Origin of the sequence: Cellvibrio sp. OA-2007, assembly GCF_000953825.1 — a bacterium.
Classification (GTDB): Bacteria; Pseudomonadota; Gammaproteobacteria; order Pseudomonadales; family Cellvibrionaceae; genus Cellvibrio.
Genome location: NZ_BBUL01000082.1, coordinates 82,576 through 103,294, shown reverse-complemented (window position 1 = coordinate 103,294; position 20,719 = coordinate 82,576). Strand labels below are relative to the sequence as shown.

Here is a 20,719-nt window from a genome sequence, read left to right as displayed (position 1 = left end):
TTCGTTTGCGTGGATTGTTTCTTGCTCATGGATCACCTCTGGAGTAAGTTTACTCAGTTTCTAAGGTGTCCGATATTCGCGGTAGGGATCACCCTTTTAATATGCTCGGGATCTCTATCAGAATAATGCTTGTCGATAACTTGATTGGTTTCCGCAGAAATTAGTTGTTTTGTCAGCTCTTTTTGTCTTAGCAAAATATCTTCTAAACTCTCATTTTTAATTTCGAGTGATCGCACAGTTTGTTCAAGAATTCTGTTTTCATTATACTTTTTGCATATAACTGCTGCTGCCCAAGCAATAGACGACACAACAGCGACTGCAGCTTGGGTTCCAAGTATAAGCTCTATCCAATAAGATCCATGCTCCCAATTATTAATGTTGACATAACCGTCAATATCTTTGTGAACGACAACTTGCGATAGCGAAGTCTGCAATATCGACATGTTTTTTATAAGATCGTCAAAATTTCCCGGGTCAGGAAGCTTTACGGATATTGATTCTTCACATGTTGGTGGCAGCAATTTTTCAAAAACTATCGATAGTGATGATGCACTATTGACCAAATAATTGGAGGTTTGATATATATTTCTGCCTTCTGATGACTCCAGTTTTAGTGTATCATGTCCAGTTTGATATATTTGAGACCTATGTAGTTTTTCTATTTCCGCTTCGTATATTGGCAGCGCTTCGATTAAATTCAAAAACGTTTTGAATTTTTCTATGTTAATAATTCGATCGTTGTTGAAATCATATCTCAGTCCAACATTCTCGAAGTCAATATCTTTTAATGTTCTTTGTATTTCTTTTAATCTCATTTTCAACTCTAATTAATTACCTGTTTATCTCGGATAGCCAAACTGAAATTAAACTGGCCATCCAAATAGATGGAATTCTGAAAATTGTATGAACTCTCAGAGATACAGTTGTCGCCTTCCGCTTTGGGCACAAACCAGTCTACACAACGCTCCCAGACCCGCAAGCACATTATCAACAATACCACTCTAAAAAAGCGCTTAAGCTCATACCATCTCACAACCGAATACCGCAGTTATTGGCGTTGGTTGGCAACATATATCGTAGATACTACAGAGGCATCAGATTTGGGATGAACAAGAGAAGAGAGCGAAGTGTTTTTTATCCATAATTTCACCGCATCCAAGCAGGGTTGATTCGGGTTTTAAAAGTGCAACCCTGCCCTGCAGTTGATGTTGTGGTCAATCCTTTGACTGGAGAGGTAAGACTATGCGACTTGCGGTGGTGAGGAATATTACAGCGTATTACACAAAATACTTACGAGCGTATTACTCCGTAATCTCATACCCCTCACAGACTGGTTACCTATCAAGGTGATTTTTGGCCACTTTTCAAAATTATTTTAAATAAATTTTTACATTGGCCTTTAGCGCAGCTTTTAATAGATCTTGATCCAGGGTTGCTATGGGTAATCCTTCACGCAATGCCAGCTCCAAATAAGCGGCGTCATAGCTACTGAGCTTATAGGCGCGGGCTAAGGACATGGTGCGAGAGAAAACTTGTTGATGCGTGAGAGTATCGGTCACTATGGGCAGACTATCTAAATGAGATACAAACGCCTCTACGTTTTCTGCATCCAACTGACCTCTTTTTTCTGCGCCCAATAAAACATTGGCAGCTTCAAGCTGCCAAATTTGCGGAACTATTGCTTGGGTTTCGTTCAAGGAGAGCAAGACTGTTTCGGCGTATGTTTGATCAGTTAGCTTACCCGTAGCGAGCAGCCATCGCATGGCCACCGAATTATCCAAAATGAACTGCATCATTTACGACCATCTGCTTTTAGTTCATGCAGATCAGTATCGCTAATCACTACCTTTTTAGCTTTCAATATTGAATCAATTGCCAGCTGAGTTTTTTGTTGGCTACGCGCGCTACTTGGAGTCAAGTCAGCAACCGCTTTGCCGCGATTGGTGATCGTAAAAGATTCGCCCGCCTCCACTCGCCGTAAAATCTCGGGAAGCTTGGTTTTAGCATCATAAGAACCTATTTCTTTCAGCATAAAAATCACCCCACACCAGTATAGACTAGGTACCTAGTCTATAGCCAAACAGAACGATTTTCAACCAATTATTCGGTGATCTCATACCCCTCTTCACGCAAGCGCGCGATTTTGTAACGCAGAGTGCGGGCGCTGATGCCTAAACGTTCAGCGGTATTTTTGCGGCTACCGCGTTCGTTGCGCAGGGTGTTCATGATGATTTCGTATTCGCGTTGTTTAAGGTCATTACCCAACGCCGGGTTATTCAGCGATGGATGATGCACAGGTTGATTGCTGACCAGTGCGATATTGTCTGCGACGCCGCCAACCGGGAATTGGCTGGCGCGGGCGTAGGCTTGCGCGGCGAATGATGCTGCGCCAACCGAATCAAAATCGCCACTGGTATTGACCGCTTGCGCGGCTTCTAACAAATTGGGTTTTTGGCTGTAGTTTGTTGGGCTTTGTGAGTATGGACCATTTGCACCTAAACCCAGATCATCAGCTTGAATGGATTTACCTTCCTGCAAAATTAATGCGCGTTGCATGATGTTATCCAACTCGCGCACATTGCCTGGCCATGGGTAGGCCAGCAGCATTTGTTGCGCAGATGCCGATAAGCTGACGCCGCGACGATTTTGTTTTTGCGCGTGTTTTTGCAAAATCTTTTCTGCAAGCGGGATGATATCTTCCGCGCGGTCGCGCAACGGAGCCCATTGCAGCGGCAATACACTCAAGCGGTAATACAAGTCTTCGCGGAATTTTCCGGCGACTACATCGCTGCGCATATTGCGGTTGGAGGTAGCGATGACACGCACATTTAATTTAATGGTTTTGCGGCCACCCAAGCGCTCCACTTCACGCTCTTGCAATACGCGTAATAATTTCGCCTGTAGGCCAATATCCATTTCAGAAATTTCATCGAGCAATAAAGTGCCACCATTGGCTTGCTCAAACTTACCGGGGCTGCTGGTATGCGCGCCGGTATAGGCGCCTTTTTCATGGCCGAACAACATGGCTTCTAACATGTTCTCGGGAATCGCTGCGCAGTTAATGGCGATAAACGGTTGATTGCGACGGGAGGAATGGTCGTGAATATAACGCGCGAGTACTTCTTTACCGGTGCCGGATTCACCAACAACTAATACGGTGGAATCGGATTGCGCTACGCGGCGGGCGAGTTGCAATAATTGTTTGCTGGATGGCGCCATGGCAACGGGTTCGTCGCCTTCAATTTGTGCCACACCTAAATGGCGTGCGACGGTTTCCACCAGTGTTTGCGGCGCAAAGGGTTTCACTAAATAATCCACTGCGCCCTGTTTCATTGCATCGACCGATTCCGCAATGCTGGCGTAGGCGGTAATTAGCATCATCGGGATTTGTGGGTATTCTTGTTTTACACTGCGCAATAGATCATGGCCGCTCATTGCGCCCATGTTGACGTCGGACACAATCATGCGGATATCGCTGTAGCGCGACAACTCATGCAGTGCCGCTTCGCCACTATTGACGGCAATCACCGAATAATCGGCTAGTTGCAGCGTATCTGTTAATGCTTCGCGGAGGTTGTTGTCATCTTCAACAACCAAAATTTTGATCGCATTTTCAAATGCAGCTTGTTGCAATGCTAACGCCATGATTATTCTCCTAAGATGTAAAAGTCGCGAAAGGCAACAGCAAACTTGCACAAGTCCCCTTGCCCAAGGTTGATTGCAATAAAAATTTTCCGTGGTGTGCCCGCGCAACTGCTTTAACAACACTTAAACCCAAACCTGTGCCCTGCGCTTTGGTGGTGACAAATAAATCCCCTACCGATGCAAGTAATTCAGTCGGCATGCCTGGCCCTTTGTCGCACACACGAATCCATAAACGCTGCTCTTCGCTGTTGAGCGATGTATTCGCTGCTGCATCATTGGGCACTTGTGGATAGACATTAAATTCAACACGCAACGCGGCTTTGCGATCCACCGCTTGAATCGCGTTGTTGACCAAATTTAATAAGGCGCCGATTAATGCTTCGCGATTACATTGAATATATTGTTCGCGACAATTACTCACCCACTCGCAGGTGGATTCGCTGGTCATTAACGGTACTTCCATTGCTTCGGCCAAATCGGCCTGCAACTCGGCGACGCTGATCACATCATTTAAGGCAAGCTCGCCTTTAACGTAAAATAACATGTCCTGAATTTGCCGCTCGATATTGTTCAAGCGCCCGAGAATTTTTTCGGAGAATTGTTGGCGACGTTCATCATCTAATTTGCCACTGCACAAATGACCGGCGTACAACATGGCAGACGATAAGGGCGTGCGGATTTGATGCGCGAGCGCACCCATCATTTTGCCCAGTGCGGACAAACGCTCGTGGCGACTTAATTCGCCTTGCAAACGACGGGTTTCGGTTTGATCGGTGAGTAAAATAATTTGGCCATCTGCACCCAGGTTACGGGTTTGGATACTGATTAAACGGCCATCGCGCAGTGAGACTTCATGACCATCATCCTGACGTGGCGCAAAACAGCGGCTGATCACCTCGCGCCACAATTCACCCTGCAGAGGCTCACCTAATAATTCAATTGCGGCAGGATTGGATTCAGAAACGCGACCGGAGGAATCCAACACCACCACACCACCGGGTAAAAAATTGAGCAGGCTTTCAAGGCGATTGGCTAACTTTTCTTTCTCGGCCAATTCCTGCAGGCGGCGATCGCTGAGGCTGGTCAGCTCTTCATTTAGTTCAGCAACGCGGTTTTCCAATAAGTGATACGAGTCGGCAAGTTGCTCCGACATTTGATTGAACAACTCAAACGCGTGTTTAAGATCCTGACCTTTTTCACTGATCGCCTTATCCAGCGGCAAAGGCGCTAGCAAGGGCTCAGCTGAGTTGGCAGCCAAAAGACCAGAGCGCGCTTTAATAGCACTACCGACCTTAATTACATTGGAAACTGCTTGCGTCATAAAAACCCCGAATATTCAATTTGTACTGTTTTTCATCTGCTCACCGTCAATAAACCAACGGCAACATTTAAAAAACCACAGCTTTAGATGGGTAATTGCAAGCCTAGTGCCAACTCATTTTTTTATTATTTATCAATAGCTTATCTCTACAACTGCAAAAACAAAGTCAAACATTTGGCTGAAGCATTGTTGATGCAGCGCCCTCTCCCTATAATTCGCCACCTCATTTATTCCTGTGCCGAGTCCATCAATGGAAGCCTTTTTTAGCTCAACTCTCGCTGTCGCCATCGCCGAAATTGGCGACAAAACCCAATTGCTCGCACTCTTCCTCGCCGCTCGCTATGGCCGCCCTTACATCATCAGCCTCGGCGTATTGATCGCTACCCTGGTAAATCACGCATTGTCCGCATGGCTTGGTGCGGTGTTGGCGGATGTGATTCCCGCCGAGTGGATTAAATGGATAATTGGCGGCAGCTTTATCGCCATTGGCGCGTGGTTGCTAATCCCGGATAAAGAAGATGATGAAATGGGGCGCTTTGCTAACTACGGTCCTTTTGTCGCCACACTGGTGTTATTTTTTCTGGCGGAGATTGGCGATAAAACCCAAATCGCCACTGTCATTCTCGCGGCAAAATTCAGTGCCGATATGTGGATGACACTTGCGGTAATTGCAGGAACGACCTTCGGCATGCTACTGGCAAACGTGCCCGTTATTTTTGCAGGGAAATGGTTAATGGATAAATTGCCGCTCGGCTTTGCACACAAAGCGGCTTGTGTTTTGTTTATTGGATTGGGGGTTGCAACCTTGCTGGGGATGGGAGCACCATAATAAATTAACTATTCCAGTTCGGAATTAATCTTTCAAATACCAATCATCCCGATAGGTTTTTACCATATCGGGATACAACACCGTCATCACAGTGGCGACAAGGCCGTTCACAAAACCTTCCGGAAAAGTCATCAATACAAAAACAATAAAATGCTCTTGGGTCGTGGCGAGTTGAACCTCACTGCCGGTGATAGCAAATAACAACATGGCGATGAGCCCGAGCCAGATGCAACTTAGCATTGCGCCAAAAAATCCCACGCCCCAAAAATAGGTGAAGGGGTTTTTAAATTTCCAGCGATCCACCAGCCAAAGCACACACCAAGCCCAACTTACCGGTACAACAACGCTCAAACAAAAATCCACCGGAAAGGTGCTTAAATCAAATTGTGCGACGGCAACATCCCAATCCAAACGAAGCGCATGCAGTGGCACTTGGTAAATTTCCAATGCAATTAATGCAGCGGCACCAATTAAAACCGCCAGACTCCAACCAAAAATCATCGTGGTGACGGTCATCAATAATGGGTGAATGGCCAAAGTATCGCGCACGGAAACTTGCAGCAGCCACAATAAAGCCAATGCAAGAATCGTTGCAAACAATGCGTGCTGCCGGGGCTGACTAACCAGAAGTTGTCGCCACGGCGCGTGGCGAATTGCTAATACCAAAATTGGAATTGCAATACCAAGGCTTAACCAAAACAATAATTGGCCAGGAGGGAGGAGCAAATTCATACAGTCAGCTCAAGTGCGCCCGCAATAACCGGGCGCAACACTTTATTACACCAATGCCTCGGCAAAACCCTGCCCTTGCAATACGCCGCGAATTTTTTCTGCGGTTTGTTTTAATTCTTCGCCATCGGCGTTTTTGGCGAACGCAAAACTTAAATCATCCATTGAGTCCATCGGCACCAAATGAATATGGGTGTGTGGCACTTCGAGCCCGGCGATCATAAAACCCACGCGTGTTGCGGGATAAGCCACTTTCAATGCATTGGCGATTTTATGGCTGACTTGCATTAGGTGCGCGGCTAGATCCAGCGGCAAATCGCTCCACTGATCAATTTCTTCGCGGGGGATTACTAATACATGCCCTTGGCGGATGGGCTGAATGGTGAGAATGGCAAAGGCTTTTTCATCTTTCCAGACAAAGTTGCCGGGGATCTTGCCTTCCATAATCATTGTGAAAACACTTGCCATAACTAACTCCTAAAAAGATTTTAATAAACAGCAACACCGCGCCGCAGTAATTCGCGGGCGAGCATTTCATCGAGCTGATGAATATTTTCATCGCGAAATTCTATGTACGCGACCTTGTTTTTTTTGTAGACCTGATTTTTTTCCAGCTCGCCGCTAATTACCGCCGCGCGATTATGCTCAACGCCGAGTTCATCCGCCCAGCACTCTATGCATAGCTCTACTTCGGGCAGATAAAAATCGGCGGTCGCCGAATCCAGATCCCATAACAATTCATAATCCCGGGCATGAATCAGCCGGGTGAGATACAGCCAATTGTCGATGCGGCGCTGCATGGCGTTATTGACGCTATGGCCATCCAGTGTCGGCTGACCAAGCAAACTTTCATCTCCCTTAATTTGTAAGAGTGATGCAATCAATTCTGGCTCATCCAAAATAGTTTCCGGCCAGGTCACAAACGGAATGCCCGACTCCGCCTCTTGCTGCTGCCCGCCTATCGCCTTACCTTTGGGCGACAACAACCAGCCGCGAATATGTTTTTTAATCAGCCCTTTTTCCGCCAATAACAAATTCACCAAGCGCGCGGCAATGTCCCACTTGTGCGCCAGATTGGTGGCACTGAGCGGTGCTTCAGGCAGCAGCTTTAATAAAGGGTGTTGTTGAATAGACTCAGGCCAGGCGATGTATTCACCGTATTTGGGGTGATTAACATAAATGCCACCTTCAAACTTACCCTTCTCGGTCAGCTGCCAATGGTTATCAACTTTTACGATCCAACCACCCGTGGTGAGCAGGATAAATAATTCTTTGCTTTCTTTATTAATCAACCGCGCCAGTGCAGTTGTGGAGATGTGTCGTTCAGCCATACCGGAACCCTTATTAAGGCTGTGAGTGTAAACCCAGCCATGCGCCGCGAACAGTCTCTAAGTTGCGCCCCTCACTGAATGACCCGGTGATCATCGCCTATGCAAATCTGCGACCAAGATTGCTTCGATTTAGCACTTATTTGCGATGCACTTCAAATTTCACTGGCCTTAAAAGCTACAAGTGTCTATACTCCGCGCACTTTCAGTGACCCCTCTCTTGATCGTGAATGTCTAGCCTTGGGGTGATGCTGATATGCAATCGGTCATGCGAATATTCTATTCGCGGATTGCAACAGAATCTGCCTGGCAGATTGACACGGGACTTCGTTGATTTAATCGCCCTTTACGACTGCATTTGTGCCCTGACTCATCGAGTTATTTTCACACGCAGCCGAATCTTGTATGTAGCTCATACGCGTTGCGATCCAATCATCGCCCCCACTTTATTGTGTTTGCCCATTCACTGTTGCCTTTTTTATTGGGCGATACTTTTGCAAACACCCATTAAAAAACCAATAAGAATCTAACCGTAGAAACAACAGATGCGGCATTTTGCTGCGGTCTTGTTATTTTTTGCGCGAGATTTTTATGTTTAAACACAGGTTAATACATGTCTGACCCTATTATGTTTTCCGATTTAGCCCTTTCTGAACCCGTTATGCGCGCCATCCAAAAAGTTGGCTACGAGCAACCATCCCCCATTCAAGCAGCGGCGATTCCCGTGTTGCTTGCCGGTGGCGATATTCTCGGCATGGCGCAGACCGGCACCGGTAAAACGGCGGCATTTGCACTGCCTTTGTTGTCGCGTATCGACACCAAACAAGCAGAGCCACAAATTTTGGTTTTAGCACCTACGCGTGAACTCGCAATTCAAGTTGCTGAAGCTTTCCAAAAATACGCCAGTGAAATTCCTGGCTTCCATGTACTGCCGATTTACGGTGGTCAGGATATGACTAGCCAGTTGCGCTCATTAAAGCGCGGCGCCCACGTTGTGGTAGGTACACCAGGCCGTGTAATGGATCACCTACGTCGCGGCAGTTTGAATTTGAACAACCTTAAAGCACTGGTGCTCGACGAAGCCGACGAAATGCTGCGCATGGGCTTCATTGATGATGTTGAATGGATTCTGGAACACACTCCCAAGACCCGCCAAACCGCCTTGTTCTCTGCCACCATGCCGAAAGAAATTCGCCATGTATGCAACAACTATTTGAACAACGCTACCGAAATTAAAATTGCCAGCACTCAATCTACCGATGCGAATATCGAGCAGGTTTATTGGATGGTCAGCGGCACCAACAAACTGGATGCATTAACCCGCATTCTGGAAGTTGAACCCTTCGACGGCATGATTATTTTCGTGCGCACTAAAACAGCTACCGTTGAATTGGCTGAAAAATTAGAAGCGCGCGGTTATTCTGCCTCTGCACTCAATGGCGACATGAACCAACAATTGCGTGAGCGCGCGATTGAACGTTTAAAAACGGGCAAATTGGATATTGTTATTGCCACCGACGTTGCCGCACGCGGTATCGACGTTGAGCGTGTAAGCCACGTAGTGAACTACGATATTCCTTACGATAGCGAAGCTTACGTGCACCGTATCGGCCGTACTGGCCGTGCCGGCCGCAGCGGTAAAGCCATCCTGTTTGTTGCTCCGCGTGAAAAGCGTTTGCTTTACACCATCGAAAAAGCGACCAAAAAACCTATCACCTTGATGGAATTGCCGAGCGGCGCCACCGTTACCAAACACCGTATCGACCAATTTACGCAACAAATTACCGATACCTTGGCAGCGCAATCTGACCTGAGTTTCTTCAATGATTTGCTAGCTGAATACAGCCACAAAAATGATGTATCGCCAGAGCAAATTGCCTCTGCCCTCGCCTACTTGTTACAGCGCGAGCGCCCATTGCAAGTGAAGTTTACCGATGTAAAACCTGAGCGCGAGCGCAGTAGTCGTGATGATCGTGGCGGTCGTGATCGCGATGACCGTGGTGGCCGTGACGGTGGCCGTGATCGCGGTTCACGTGAAGATCGTCCACGCCGTGAACGCAACGACGAGAACATGGATCGCTACCGTATTGAAGTAGGTCGCAACCATGAAGCGCGCCCAGGCGATATAGTTGGCGCAATCGCCAACGAAGCCGGCATTGAGAGCCGCTTTATTGGCCACATTAAATTGCACGATGAGTTTTCTACCGTTGATCTGCCAACCGGCATTTCAAAAGACGCGCTCGCCAAATTGAAAAAAGTGCGCGTGCGCAATCGCCCACTGGAAATTTCTTTGGATACCGGCCCACGCGGCGGCGATGACTTTAGCCGTAAACCAAAACGCGATTTTGGTCCACGCGATGGTGCTCCACGTGAGGGTGGCCGTGACAAGCCCCGCTTCGGTGAGCGCGACGGTAAAAAAACCAGCTTTCGTCCAAAGAAAAGCGACTAATTAACATTGTTTAGCCATTAACAATTCGTTTTCTTGTTAAGTAACTGAATAAATCATTCGGTTACTTAAACTCCTTTATCGCCATAACATGCAAATGTTCATGGCGATTTTTTTATTGCTCAAAACGAAACTTTTTTCTTTACCTCGCCATTCACTCGCTCCATCATTTTTTCGCTTTCCGATTGCCCGCCACATCCTGCGAAATACCAATTTTTAGGCGCACCAACTTTGGTATCACTAGGAGAACGCATGCACCCTTTATCAGATATCTTCATGACCTCTGCTCCTGCCGGATCGGTATAGGTTTGCAATGCTGATTCTTCAGCTCGCGCAAGCTTGGGTTTATTTGCCTCTGTAGTGAGTTGCGCACGCAAGCCAGGATGAAATACATTTTCTGCGATTGAGGCAGAATCTTGATGAGCTGTTGTCGAGTTGTGATTATCGGTAAGCTCAGCCAACTCTTGCGCAGTCAATGGCTCTATCACCACGCGAGTGGCAGGCGGCACCTTAGATGGCTTTTCTTTCGGCGCGACTACTCCTTTAATGGCCGGTGCGACAACAATTTCTTTTGCCGCGCGCGGAGCAACCACAGGCTGAACAACCTCTTCCGCAACAGTATCGGAAAGTGCATTCGGTGTTGCTGGCACGCGCCGCAAATTTATATGAAGTGTTTGGTTTGCAATCTGTTGCTGATGAAGTTGTTTTGAACTGAACTCAAACAGCAGCAAAAATAAATGCAGCAACAGGGATAAGACCAGTGCAATCCACAGAAACGAGGATGACGGTTCACGCACTGACTCGGCCGATCCCGGACTGGAATCGGAAAGCTGTAGATGGGAAAAATCAACGTCCCTGAATTCAGGAAGGGTAGCCAACATACTTGTAGCGCCAGTGATAAAAACTTATCTCTAGACCCAAGCAGTGGCTATTAGTTCAGCGGGGCATTACAACGCAGGAGTTTCAGGCTAAGAGTTACTCATCAAACATCTGAATCATATAACCATCTTTCAGCGCTTCTGCCATGGCTTTATCGGCCGCAACCACACGTGGATCGCTGGTCAGATTACTTGGCACCAATTTTCGGTTTTCAATTTGGATTTCCACAAAACCCGCGCGCATTAAATAGAGCTTGCACAAATGCTCGGCTCCGAATAAATCTTTGAAATTGATATAGACAATAAAAGGCACCATTTGACCTTCTTTAATATCGTCGAAGGCTTTTTTGGCGCGGCCATTGGCGGAGAAGATGTACATAATGTTTTTCTCATGTTGATTCAGGTAATAACCTGCAATACACAATAGGGATTTATCAGGCACCCCCATACAGAATCAGAGGGGCCACCTGTAGCTAAGAAATTAAATTGTCATCACCACACGTAGTGCATCCAAACGAATTTGGGCTTGGGACAAAAAGTGTTGACTTGCGGCTAAACGCTGCTGCAAATAATCAATTTCTTCCTGACGCACATTTGGGTTCACGTCTTTCAGTGCCTTCATACGCGCCAGCTCACCATTTAATTGCTCGCTTACTTTGGCTTGCGCCTCAGCAATTAATTCTTCTTGTTTTGCGGCGGTAATTTCTTCTGCTTTTTGCACCATGGTGGTCAGTGTCGGGCGAGCGTGGCGCACCAGATCCTGCGCATTATTGCGTGGTACTTTTTGCAGCAGTTTGCTCAGTTGATTAATGCCGAGTACCGCGGACAAGTCTTTACCTTTATCGTCCAGCAATACGCGCAAGAGGGATTGCGGCATATAGCGGAACAACTGCAATTCTGCAGGTGCTGGGCAATGCAATACAAACAATGCTTCCAGCAATAGATTACCCGGTTTTAGCGGAGGTAATTTTAAGGTGCAGAAAGCCGTGTTGCCGAACTCACTTAATCCAATTAGATCCTGTGCGCCGCGCACCAATGGGTGTTCCCAGGTGAGGAACTGCATATCTTCGCGGGACAAGGCTTGCTGGCGATCATAGGTGATGGTCAAACCATCTTCCGGCAACCCGGGAAATTGTTCGATACGCATATGATCGCTGGGGTGCAGCACCAGACTTTTTTCGCTATGTTTTTCATAGTCGATACCAAAACTATCAAACACCTGCTCCATATAAATCGGCAATACACTGCTTACATCGTTTTCAGCTAAAGCATCAACCAGGGCTTCTGCCTGCGCCGGCTTACAGGAGTTTAACTCTAATAAACGGTCGCGCCCTTGCTGCAACTGCGCCACCAACTCAGCCGAAAACTCGCGAGTTTGCGCTAATAAATCATTAAAAGTTTCATCGTCGTTATCGATCAATGCAGGCAACAATGCCTCGGCAAACTTCACATAGGCGGCCTGCCCTATCGCACAGGTTTTTTCAAAGGCATTCAAACCTTGGTGATACCAATCCAACAATTTCTGCTGTGCGGTATCGGCGTAATAAGGCACATGAATATTTACGGTGTCCGTTTGGCCAATACGATCCAAACGGCCAATGCGCTGTTCTAACAAATCCGGGTTAGTAGGCAAATCAAATAACACCAAATCCTGAGCAAATTGGAAATTGCGCCCTTCACTGCCGATTTCCGAACAGATCAATACCTGGGCACCATCTTCAGCTTCTGCAAAGTACGCAGCGGCGCGGTCGCGTTCAATCAGATTTAAACCTTCATGGAACACTGCTGTGGTTAAGCCTTTGCGCAGACGCAAGTATTCTTCGATTGATTGCGCAGAATCTGCATTGGCGCAGATGACCAATACTTTTTTGCGGCGGTGTTGGCGCAGCCATTCGGCGAGCCAAATCACCCGTGGGTCTTGCAACCACCAATCGGACTCGGTTTTTTGCTGCCAATACTGCTCGGCACAAATTTGTGTTGCGAGTGGCTGCTCCAGCAAGGCGATCAGATCTTCATCGTCCAGCTCCAGCTCATGGGCTTGCAATTTCCGCTCGGGAAAACCGCTGACCGAATTGCGCGTATTGCGGAACAGGACACGGCCAGTACCGTGGCGATCCAACAGCGTATGGATCGCATTGTCGATTGCATCACCCAAGCTCTGTTGTTCCGCTTGAGTTTGTAATTCCTTGATGGTGTCTGCGGGCAAATAAGCATCCAGCGCTTTAACCAGAGCCACAGGCATTTTGGCGGCTTCATCGCTATGGGCCTTTAATAACTCTTGCACCAACTCATTGAGCGGCTGATAGGCTTTTTGTTCAGCGATAAATTTTTCCAAATCGTAATAGCGATCTGGGTCGAGCAAACGCAGGCGAGCGAAATGGCTTTCCATGCCCAGCTGTTCCGGTGTTGCGGTCAATAGCAACAGACCTTTAGATTTTTGCGCCAAACCTTCAATGCAGCTATAGGCCTTGCTCGGTTTCTTTTCGCTCCACTGCAAATGGTGTGCTTCATCGACCAGTAATAAATCCCACTCAGCAGCGACCGCTTGTTCGTAGCGATAATTATTTTTGGTGAGAAAATCCAGCGAGCAAATAATTAATTGTGCGGTTTCAAATGGGTTATTGGTATCGTTTGACGGCTCGACAGTTTCTTTAAAATCATCTTCAAAGTCATCGACGTAATCAACCGACTCTTCAACACTATCTAACCCAACCAAGGCATTGCAGCGCGCTTCATCGAGCAAGGTAAAGGCGAGGTTAAAACGGCGCAGCATTTCCACCAACCACTGATGCTGCAAACTCGCGGGCACCACAATTAACGCGCGCTGCACACGGCCACTCATCAATTGTTGATGCAAAATCAAACCGGCTTCGATGGTTTTACCCAAACCTACTTCATCGGCCAGCAATACACGCGGCGCATGGCGCTGGGAGACTTCGCTTGCGATATACAACTGGTGCGGCAGCAATTGCACACGCGGGCCTGCCAAGCCAAACATAGGCGATTGGCGATGCAAATTTTGATAATGCAGCGTTTGGTAACGTAAGGTGAAGTGATTGTGTTTATCGATTTGACCGGCAAACAAGCGGTCGCGCGGGGTGCTGAACTGCACGAAGCTATCCAGTTCAAACTCGGGAATGGCGAGCTCTTCATTATCTTTGGTGAGGCCGACATACATCAAACAGCCTGCTTGTTCGACAATACTGGTGATCTGAATTTTGGTTCCATCTTGATGGCGAACCTTATCACCTATCTCATACTTCACCCGGCTTACCGGTGCATTGTCCATGGCGTAGGTGCGGCGTTCGCCTGCTGCGGGAAAACTCAAGGTTAAGCGGCGGTTCGCCACATCCAACACAATTCCCAACCCCAAATCTGCTTCAGACTCACTTATCCAGCGTTGACCAATTACAAAACCACCTGCTAATTGCGACTTACTCACTCAAATACCTACTTGCCCATTTATCGGAATTGTCTAAAAGGCGCGCATGATACTGTTTTAAAGCCCACAAAACCAAAAAATTTGGCTGTTAGCTTGCCAGCTTTTCTATAGAATCGAGTCCATTAATCACATAAATGGATGCCACCATGCATATCAACACCCTCGATGCACAAAGCACACTTCACCTTGAGCAGCTGGTCGCCAAGTCCAGTTTTCTGCACCTTACTAACAGTAGCGAGCAGTATCCCTCAGCTCCCGGCACCGGTTTACCGCTTTTAATTGTAGAAACTGAATTGTGCAGCGCAGTCATCTCACTGCAGGGTGCGCATCTCTTGGAATTCAAAACCACCAGTGGTGATCCACTGCTGTGGCTCAGCCCAAATTGTGACTTCTCGGCTGGCACGGCCTTGCGCGGTGGCGTACCACTCTGCCTGCCTTGGTTTGGTGTTAATCAATCCGATGCAAGCAAACCCAAACACGGTTTTGCACGCAATAATTTCTGGGAGTTGGGAGAAGCTCGGCAGCTCACCGATGGCTCTGTTGCACTGGAATTTGTATTTGTCAGCGATGCAAATGACCTATTCCCCTTCGATTTTTCAGCCGAATTGCGCATGGTGCTGGGCAACAGTGCAAAGCTTGAGCTCACCATCAACAATACCGATACCGAAGACTTTGATTGCAGTTGGGCGATGCACAATTACCATCGCGTCAGCTCGTTAACCGATGTGCGTGTACTGGGTTTGGCAGAGCGGAAATATCTCGATAACTTTGAAGGTCACGCCGAAAAACATCAAGCAGGCGACTTGAGTTTTCCCGGCCCGGTCGACCGCGTCTTTCCTGACATTCAAAATCCCGTCACCATCAAAGGCTCACCATCCATTGAGATCACCCATAGCAATTGCCCAAGTGTTGTCACCTGGAACCCTGGAGCTGAAGCCGCAAGAGGCATTGCCGATATCGGCGAAGGTCAGGAGCAGTTTTATATTTGTTTAGAACGCGGTGCGGTACTTAGCGAGCAATGGCATTTGCCAGCAGGCACAAGCAAAAGTGCATGGATGGAATTCAAACAAATCTAAAATTGAAGCCACACTAAATTTCAAACAAATCTCAACCAGACACAAATAAAACACAAACAAAAATGCCGCTGCTTTTTGCAAAGCAGCGGCATTTTTACATCAGGCTATTGCCTATTACGCTGGCAGCAATTCAGCTACTGCATCGCGCTCTTCTTGCAATTCTTTCTCGGTCGCTTGCATACGCGCGCGTGAGAATTCATTGATATCCAAGCCTTGTACGATTTCCCAATCGCCATTCTTGCACACGCATGGGAAAGAGTAGATCAGGCCTTTTTCGATGCCGTATGAGCCATCGCTGTAAACGCCCATGCTGGTCCAATCGTTTGCTGGAGTACCCAGAGCCCAATCACGCATGTGGTTCAATGCAGCGTTAGCAGCAGATGCAGCAGATGAAGCACCGCGGGCAGCAATGATTGCAGCACCGCGTTGTTGTACGGTTGGGATGTAATCTGCTTCGTACCAAGCTTGATCAACCAAGCTCAATGCTGGCTTGCCATCAACCAGAGTGTTGTGCAGATCGGGGTACTGGGTAGATGAGTGGTTACCCCAGATCAGCGCTTTGGTGATGTTATTGATGCTGGTACCAGTTTTGGTCGCCAACTGTGACAGCGCACGGTTGTGATCCAAACGAGTCATTGCAGTGAATTGACGTGGGTTGATGTTTGGTGCGTTGCGCTGAGCGATCAGTGCGTTGGTGTTTGCTGGGTTGCCAACAACCAATACTTTGATATCGCGTGAAGCGTAGTCATCAATTGCTTTACCTTGTACAGAGAAAATCGCGGCGTTAGCAGCCAACAAGTCTTTGCGCTCCATACCTGGGCCACGTGGACGAGCACCAACCAGCAATGCGTAATCGGTATCTTTAAACGCTACAGCAGGGTCATCGGTAGTCACAATGCCAGCCAACAATGGGAATGCACAATCGTCCAATTCCATCGCCACGCCTTGCAGGGCTTTCAACGCTGGAGTGATTTCCAACAACTGCAGGATAACTGGTTGATCTTTACCCAGCATGTCGCCAGCAGCAATGCGGAACAACAGGGAATAGCTGATTTGGCCAGCTGCGCCAGTGACGGTAACTCTTACGGGTGCTTTCACGATGAGACTCCATTTATTCGGGTGATATTGGAAGAAAACGAAAGTTCGGCATTGTGTGCCAGGGTTTACTGCTCAGACGGGCGAGCATTATAGGCATTTGGGCAGAAAATTCACCCCAAGAATGACACTAAATGAGAGGGGTTCGCAGAATTGACTGCTTATTTACGTCGGTGGGCCCCATCCAGATACTTATATTTGCGGCGCCATCTTGAAATTTGCCATGGAAAGCGCAGAATCGCGCAACTCCAAACCAACATCATCAACCACTTTCTTCCTCGTTCTGAGACCCTATGCCATCCGAATCCCCTTGCCTTACGTGCGGCGCCTGCTGCGCGAACTTCCGTGTGTCTTTCTATTGGGGCGAATGTCAAAGCGCCGGCGGGACTATTCCCGATGAACTGACTCTACAGATCAGCCCTCATCACGCCTGCATGAAAGGCACAGAGAAGAATCCGGTAAAGTGCGTTGCATTGGTTGGCACTCCCGGCGAGCACGTTAGCTGCAGCATTTATGAACAGCGCTCCAGCACTTGCCGGGAGTTTGATATGTGGAATGCGGATGGTAGTGTCAATGAAGCTTGCACACGTGCCAGAGCCGTTTACGGACTACCGCCAGTTGACACTCAGCTCGAACTCATTATTGTGGCTCAAGTTGATGCGATAGATGTCTTGCCAGATAGCTTTGCACTGGAAGCAGAGATAATTTCCGTACAACCTGAGAGTGTTGCTGTATTTAGTGAAGTTGCCATCATGCAACCGGAGATACTAGCGGCACATACTGAGTCAGCCGCGCCGCCACAAGAAGCTGTCACACAAACAACAACAGCTCCCGAATCATTAGTTATTGCTGATAACGCGCCACTAACGCCTGATACAACTCATCTTTAAATTCTGGCTTGGTGGTATCCAGGCTCTGCACCGCTTCAACCAAGTGTTCGTTATCTTCACGACCATCGTGCCAGTGTTTGCGGTAGCTGCCGTCTTTGTAGCCGTGATCTTGGCGGAAAAAATTCAATACATTTTTGCCTACATAACCGCGGTAGAGCTGTTCGAAAGTCATATCCACACCGGCCATCAAGCGGGCAAATAAACCAATATGAAATTGACGATCACCTATGGTCGCAGCAACAAATTTTTCCAAATCGAGACGGAAATCTTTTTCGTCGGTGACGATAACCAACTCTTTCTCAATTTTCGCAATAATGTCATTCAACGCGGCGCCTGATTGCAGCTGAATGCTCAAACCAAAATGCCAGATATCGATTAATTCGAGGGCAACTTGTTCGGTGTCAGGCGCTTGTTTTTTCCACCATTTCCAACCGTAATGATCCATAAGCTCTGCGCATTCAACCCAGATGGCGCGATACCACTCATAGCCTTGCTGTTGCCAATTGGCATTAACTTTAGTGTTCATTGCATCTTGCAGTTCGAGCATAATTTTTACTTGTTGCGCGTTCATGTTTTTTCTCTTTTAAAAGCTGGATCCCCGCTGCGCGGGGATGACGACGGAGTTTTTAAGCAGGTAAATACTGTTTAGCTTTGCCAAACAAACGATAAAAATTTTCAGTGGTTCTTTCGGCAAGTTCTTCGAGCGGAATACCGCGCACATCGGCCACAAATTGCGCGACTTCACGCACGTATTTTGGCTCGTTAGGCTTGCCGCGATAGGGAATCGGCGCGAGGTATGGCGAATCAGTTTCTACCAATAAACGATCCAACGGCATGTTGCGCACCACATCGCGGATTTGCTCGGCGGTTTTAAAGGTGACAATACCGGAAATAGAAATGTAGTAATTCAAATCCAGCGCAGCTTTGGCCATATCCCAGTCTTCCGTAAAACAATGCAATACGCCGCTACTTTCAAGGCTGCCGTGCTCTTTGATCAGCGCAAGGGTATCGGCTTTGGCTTCGCGGGTATGCACTACTACCGGCAAACCAATTTGTTTACCCACACGTAAATGCAGCGCAAAGCTGTCGTGTTGGATGGCTTTGCTTTCGGTTTCGTAATGGTAGTCCAAACCGGTTTCGCCCAGAGCGACGACTTTGGGTTGCGATGCCCAATTGATTAATTGCTCAGCGGTTGCTGCGCCCTCTTTTACATCACACGGATGTACACCAACCGAGGCCACTACACTCGGATGGGTTTGGGCAATATCAATAACGGTTTGAATATTCCCCAAACTAATACCGATACACAGCATTTGCTGAATACCGCGCGCATGAGCGGCAGCGATGGCAGCGCTTAAATCGCCGCCGTAGGGGTCAAGCTTGAGCCGATCAAGATGACAGTGGGAATCAATTAACATGGGCATTTCCAATAACAAGAGGCGCAAATAAACAAAAATAAAAGCAGCAAAAACAACAAAGCCAGGCATTACCTGGCTTCGCAGAAACTCAGCAGTGAGCGATTTTACCTGCAGGAACCGCTACATGGTATGGGTAGGCTTGTCGGAGTTGAGCATGCCCGCCAAATAGGTTTCGATTTTATTGATGGCGGTATTGTCCTGATCGCTAAACTGTACACCTATCCCTGCCGCGCGGTTACCCTGCGCACCCTTGGGGGTAACCCAGACGACTTTACCGGCAACTGGAATTTTTTCTGCTTCATCCATCAAACTCAACAACATAAATACTTCATCACCCAGCTTGTAGCTTTTGCTGGTGGGAATAAACATGCCACCATTTTTCACAAAGGGCATATAGGCTGCGTAGAGTACAGCTTTGTCTTTAATCGTAAGAGAAAGTATGCCGTTGCGGGCACCGCCACCAATGGGTTGCATAACAGATCCTGCTTGTTGGTTTTATGTGGCCTGTATCATCAACTCATGCCGAAGATATAACGCCAAGGATTGAACACTAATAGATTAGCTCACTAGTGTCCAGACGCCACAGCGCGATTCGTGCTAGCGCGCAACAAAGCGCCCCAATCGAGCAATAATTCCTCTAATAACAATTGTTTATTGGGGTTTGCTCCACTCAATAGTTGTTTTTTAGAGAGCAAGATTTTTTCAATGTAGCGATGCAATAGCGGCAAATTAAGATGACTTAGACGGTCGCGCCACTCCACCGGGGCATGCTCCATTTGCAAATCATCCGCACCGACACGCCAGCGGGCAATGCTGTGCAACAAGCCGAGAAACCACTCCATAAATCCATGCACATCGCCGTTGTACCATTGCGCCGCCAACTCAATCGCCGATACCTGCCCAAGGCTCAAGCGCACAAATTGCTGCAGCACTTGTTCGCGCTGCTCCAGCGCATCCCCCTGCAACAAGGCCAATGCACTCAGCGGCGCACCACGCGCCGCAACCAGTAAGGTTTCCGCCTTGGCATTACTGCCGATCAACAGCGGCGACAACCAGTGCAACACCTGTTCCGTGCGCGGCATGGGGAATTTGCGCAGTTGGCAGCGGCTGCGAATGGTGGGCAATACCGAGCTGGGGCTGTGAGTAACCAACACCAATAAAGTGTTGGCCGCTGGCTCCTCCAAAGATTTAAGCAGCGCATTGGCGGAGTTACCGTTCATCGCCTCGGCCGGCTCGATAATCACCACTTTATAGCCGCCCTGCTGCGCAGTCTTACTGAGCGACTCAGTCAGCTCACGCACCTGATCTACTTTGATTGCCTTGCCCTCTTCTTCAGGCACCAGCCACACCAGATCGGGATGGGTTTGGGATTTATTCAATTCGCAGCCACGGCATTTCCCGCACGGCGTGCCTTCAATGGGCGATTGGCATAACAGCAACTGCGCCAAGGCATCGGCCAAATGGCGCTTACCTATCCCCTTGGGGCCTGCAATCATCATTGCGTGGGGCAATTTTTGGGCGGCGATAAGCTGGGTCAACTGCTGCCATTCGCTGAGCTGCCAAGGGTAAGGATGAAGGGGAAAGTTGCTCATGAAACCACTCAAATACAGGGTGCGGAATAA

Annotated in this window: 20 protein-coding genes; 4 read left to right on the top strand and 16 right to left on the bottom strand. The window is 48.0% G+C overall.

What is annotated here, in order from left to right:
* Window positions 1-53 precede the first annotated feature (53 nt).
* The 5 genes from AWU77_RS06530 to AWU77_RS06510 all read right to left on the bottom strand — a co-directional run bounded on the left by AWU77_RS06530 (window position 54) and on the right by AWU77_RS06510 (window position 4,966).
* Window positions 54-815, bottom strand: coding sequence for a hypothetical protein (locus AWU77_RS06530; protein WP_062060532.1), 762 nt, complete (start codon window positions 813-815; stop codon window positions 54-56).
* A 555-nt stretch (window positions 816-1,370) separates the two neighbouring features.
* Window positions 1,371-1,796 carry a type II toxin-antitoxin system VapC family toxin gene (locus tag AWU77_RS06525; RefSeq protein ID WP_202966629.1) on the bottom strand — a complete coding sequence of 142 codons (426 nt, stop codon included), beginning with the start codon at window positions 1,794-1,796 and terminating at the stop codon, window positions 1,371-1,373.
* Entirely contained in the window at window positions 1,793-2,032 is a 240-nt protein-coding gene (locus AWU77_RS06520) for a type II toxin-antitoxin system Phd/YefM family antitoxin (RefSeq protein WP_062060530.1), read from the bottom strand. The genes AWU77_RS06525 and AWU77_RS06520 overlap by 4 nt, the downstream gene beginning before the upstream one ends.
* 68 nt (window positions 2,033-2,100) lie before the next feature.
* Complete coding sequence (locus AWU77_RS06515) at window positions 2,101-3,645, bottom strand: sigma-54 dependent transcriptional regulator (protein WP_062060528.1); 1,545 nt, start codon at window positions 3,643-3,645, stop codon at window positions 2,101-2,103.
* A 10-nt stretch (window positions 3,646-3,655) separates the two neighbouring features.
* The gene (locus AWU77_RS06510; protein WP_084618139.1) at window positions 3,656-4,966 is read right to left on the bottom strand and encodes a PAS domain-containing sensor histidine kinase; all 1,311 of its coding nucleotides are present in this window, start codon (window positions 4,964-4,966) and stop codon (window positions 3,656-3,658) included.
* A 250-nt stretch (window positions 4,967-5,216) separates the two neighbouring features.
* Between AWU77_RS06510 and AWU77_RS06505 the strand changes: the two genes are divergently transcribed.
* Window positions 5,217-5,795, top strand: coding sequence for a TMEM165/GDT1 family protein (locus tag AWU77_RS06505; RefSeq protein ID WP_062060526.1), 579 nt, complete (start codon window positions 5,217-5,219; stop codon window positions 5,793-5,795).
* 24 nt (window positions 5,796-5,819) lie between these two features.
* Here AWU77_RS06505 and AWU77_RS06500 read toward each other — a convergent pair whose 3' ends face one another.
* From AWU77_RS06500 to AWU77_RS06490, 3 genes are read right to left on the bottom strand one after another with little or no spacing between them, the layout of a single operon-like run.
* Window positions 5,820-6,527, bottom strand: a complete 708-nt coding sequence (locus AWU77_RS06500) for a hypothetical protein (RefSeq protein ID WP_062060524.1) — start codon at window positions 6,525-6,527, stop codon at window positions 5,820-5,822.
* Window positions 6,528-6,572: 45 nt separating this feature from the next.
* Entirely contained in the window at window positions 6,573-6,992 is a 420-nt protein-coding gene (locus AWU77_RS06495) for an HIT family protein (protein WP_062060515.1), read from the bottom strand.
* Between the two features lie 20 nt (window positions 6,993-7,012).
* The gene (locus AWU77_RS06490; RefSeq protein WP_062060513.1) at window positions 7,013-7,855 is read right to left on the bottom strand and encodes a hypothetical protein; all 843 of its coding nucleotides are present in this window, start codon (window positions 7,853-7,855) and stop codon (window positions 7,013-7,015) included.
* 610 nt (window positions 7,856-8,465) lie between these two features.
* Here AWU77_RS06490 and AWU77_RS06485 point away from each other — a divergent pair.
* Window positions 8,466-10,301 (top strand): DEAD/DEAH box helicase, encoded by a 1,836-nt coding sequence (locus tag AWU77_RS06485; RefSeq protein WP_062060511.1) that lies wholly within the window; start codon window positions 8,466-8,468, stop codon window positions 10,299-10,301.
* 119 nt (window positions 10,302-10,420) lie between these two features.
* Here the strand turns inward: AWU77_RS06485 and AWU77_RS06480 are convergent, their stop codons facing one another.
* The 3 genes from AWU77_RS06480 to rapA all read right to left on the bottom strand — a co-directional run bounded on the left by AWU77_RS06480 (window position 10,421) and on the right by rapA (window position 14,618).
* A complete protein-coding gene (locus AWU77_RS06480; protein ID WP_062060509.1) occupies window positions 10,421-11,179 on the bottom strand; it encodes a hypothetical protein in 759 nt (252 codons plus the stop codon).
* 94 nt (window positions 11,180-11,273) lie between these two features.
* A complete protein-coding gene (locus AWU77_RS06475) occupies window positions 11,274-11,555 on the bottom strand; it encodes a hypothetical protein (RefSeq protein WP_062060557.1) in 282 nt (93 codons plus the stop codon).
* A 102-nt stretch (window positions 11,556-11,657) separates the two neighbouring features.
* Window positions 11,658-14,618, bottom strand: a complete 2,961-nt coding sequence (gene rapA / locus AWU77_RS06470) for an RNA polymerase-associated protein RapA (RefSeq protein ID WP_062060507.1) — start codon at window positions 14,616-14,618, stop codon at window positions 11,658-11,660.
* 146 nt (window positions 14,619-14,764) lie between these two features.
* Here rapA and AWU77_RS06465 point away from each other — a divergent pair, with 146 nt between their 5' ends.
* On the top strand, window positions 14,765-15,694 hold the full coding sequence (locus AWU77_RS06465) for a D-hexose-6-phosphate mutarotase (protein ID WP_238582328.1): 930 nt from the start codon (window positions 14,765-14,767) through the stop codon (window positions 15,692-15,694).
* A 114-nt stretch (window positions 15,695-15,808) separates the two neighbouring features.
* Here AWU77_RS06465 and AWU77_RS06460 read toward each other — a convergent pair whose 3' ends face one another.
* The gene (locus tag AWU77_RS06460; protein ID WP_062060503.1) at window positions 15,809-16,792 is read right to left on the bottom strand and encodes a malate dehydrogenase; all 984 of its coding nucleotides are present in this window, start codon (window positions 16,790-16,792) and stop codon (window positions 15,809-15,811) included.
* A 290-nt stretch (window positions 16,793-17,082) separates the two neighbouring features.
* On the opposite strand from AWU77_RS06460, the gene AWU77_RS20075 reads away from it, so the two are divergent.
* Entirely contained in the window at window positions 17,083-17,679 is a 597-nt protein-coding gene (locus tag AWU77_RS20075; RefSeq protein WP_084618137.1) for a YkgJ family cysteine cluster protein, read from the top strand.
* Here AWU77_RS20075 and AWU77_RS06450 read toward each other — a convergent pair.
* The 4 genes from AWU77_RS06450 to AWU77_RS06435 all read right to left on the bottom strand — a co-directional run bounded on the left by AWU77_RS06450 (window position 17,633) and on the right by AWU77_RS06435 (window position 20,689).
* Window positions 17,633-18,250: a dUTP diphosphatase gene (locus AWU77_RS06450; protein ID WP_062060499.1), complete on the bottom strand. Its 618-nt coding sequence runs from the start codon at window positions 18,248-18,250 to the stop codon at window positions 17,633-17,635. The genes AWU77_RS20075 and AWU77_RS06450 overlap by 47 nt on opposite strands.
* Before the next feature lie 55 nt (window positions 18,251-18,305).
* Window positions 18,306-19,097 carry a TatD family hydrolase gene (locus AWU77_RS06445; RefSeq protein ID WP_062060556.1) on the bottom strand — a complete coding sequence of 264 codons (792 nt, stop codon included), beginning with the start codon at window positions 19,095-19,097 and terminating at the stop codon, window positions 18,306-18,308.
* A 120-nt stretch (window positions 19,098-19,217) separates the two neighbouring features.
* Complete coding sequence (locus AWU77_RS06440; RefSeq protein ID WP_062060497.1) at window positions 19,218-19,571, bottom strand: PilZ domain-containing protein; 354 nt, start codon at window positions 19,569-19,571, stop codon at window positions 19,218-19,220.
* 92 nt (window positions 19,572-19,663) lie between these two features.
* Window positions 19,664-20,689: a DNA polymerase III subunit delta' gene (locus AWU77_RS06435; protein ID WP_062060496.1), complete on the bottom strand. Its 1,026-nt coding sequence runs from the start codon at window positions 20,687-20,689 to the stop codon at window positions 19,664-19,666.
* Window positions 20,690-20,719: the final 30 nt, after the last annotated feature.

What these genes read in the sequence shown, in the direction of transcription:
- AWU77_RS06530 (WP_062060532.1), bottom strand. Translation starts at nt 815, where the DNA reads ATGAGATTAAAAGAAATACAAAGAACATTAAAAGATATTGACTTCGAG.
- AWU77_RS06525 (WP_202966629.1), bottom strand. Translation starts at nt 1,796, where the DNA reads ATGATGCAGTTCATTTTGGATAATTCGGTGGCCATGCGATGGCTGCTC.
- AWU77_RS06520 (WP_062060530.1), bottom strand. Translation starts at nt 2,032, where the DNA reads ATGCTGAAAGAAATAGGTTCTTATGATGCTAAAACCAAGCTTCCCGAG.
- AWU77_RS06515 (WP_062060528.1), bottom strand. Translation starts at nt 3,645, where the DNA reads ATGGCGTTAGCATTGCAACAAGCTGCATTTGAAAATGCGATCAAAATT.
- AWU77_RS06510 (WP_084618139.1), bottom strand. Translation starts at nt 4,966, where the DNA reads ATGACGCAAGCAGTTTCCAATGTAATTAAGGTCGGTAGTGCTATTAAA.
- AWU77_RS06505 (WP_062060526.1), top strand. Translation starts at nt 5,217, where the DNA reads ATGGAAGCCTTTTTTAGCTCAACTCTCGCTGTCGCCATCGCCGAAATT.
- AWU77_RS06500 (WP_062060524.1), bottom strand. Translation starts at nt 6,527, where the DNA reads ATGAATTTGCTCCTCCCTCCTGGCCAATTATTGTTTTGGTTAAGCCTT.
- AWU77_RS06495 (WP_062060515.1), bottom strand. Translation starts at nt 6,992, where the DNA reads ATGGCAAGTGTTTTCACAATGATTATGGAAGGCAAGATCCCCGGCAAC.
- AWU77_RS06490 (WP_062060513.1), bottom strand. Translation starts at nt 7,855, where the DNA reads ATGGCTGAACGACACATCTCCACAACTGCACTGGCGCGGTTGATTAAT.
- AWU77_RS06485 (WP_062060511.1), top strand. Translation starts at nt 8,466, where the DNA reads ATGTCTGACCCTATTATGTTTTCCGATTTAGCCCTTTCTGAACCCGTT.
- AWU77_RS06480 (WP_062060509.1), bottom strand. Translation starts at nt 11,179, where the DNA reads ATGTTGGCTACCCTTCCTGAATTCAGGGACGTTGATTTTTCCCATCTA.
- AWU77_RS06475 (WP_062060557.1), bottom strand. Translation starts at nt 11,555, where the DNA reads ATGTACATCTTCTCCGCCAATGGCCGCGCCAAAAAAGCCTTCGACGAT.
- AWU77_RS06465 (WP_238582328.1), top strand. Translation starts at nt 14,765, where the DNA reads ATGCATATCAACACCCTCGATGCACAAAGCACACTTCACCTTGAGCAG.
- AWU77_RS20075 (WP_084618137.1), top strand. Translation starts at nt 17,083, where the DNA reads ATGCCATCCGAATCCCCTTGCCTTACGTGCGGCGCCTGCTGCGCGAAC.
- AWU77_RS06450 (WP_062060499.1), bottom strand. Translation starts at nt 18,250, where the DNA reads ATGAACGCGCAACAAGTAAAAATTATGCTCGAACTGCAAGATGCAATG.
- AWU77_RS06445 (WP_062060556.1), bottom strand. Translation starts at nt 19,097, where the DNA reads ATGTTAATTGATTCCCACTGTCATCTTGATCGGCTCAAGCTTGACCCC.
- AWU77_RS06440 (WP_062060497.1), bottom strand. Translation starts at nt 19,571, where the DNA reads ATGCAACCCATTGGTGGCGGTGCCCGCAACGGCATACTTTCTCTTACG.
- AWU77_RS06435 (WP_062060496.1), bottom strand. Translation starts at nt 20,689, where the DNA reads ATGAGCAACTTTCCCCTTCATCCTTACCCTTGGCAGCTCAGCGAATGG.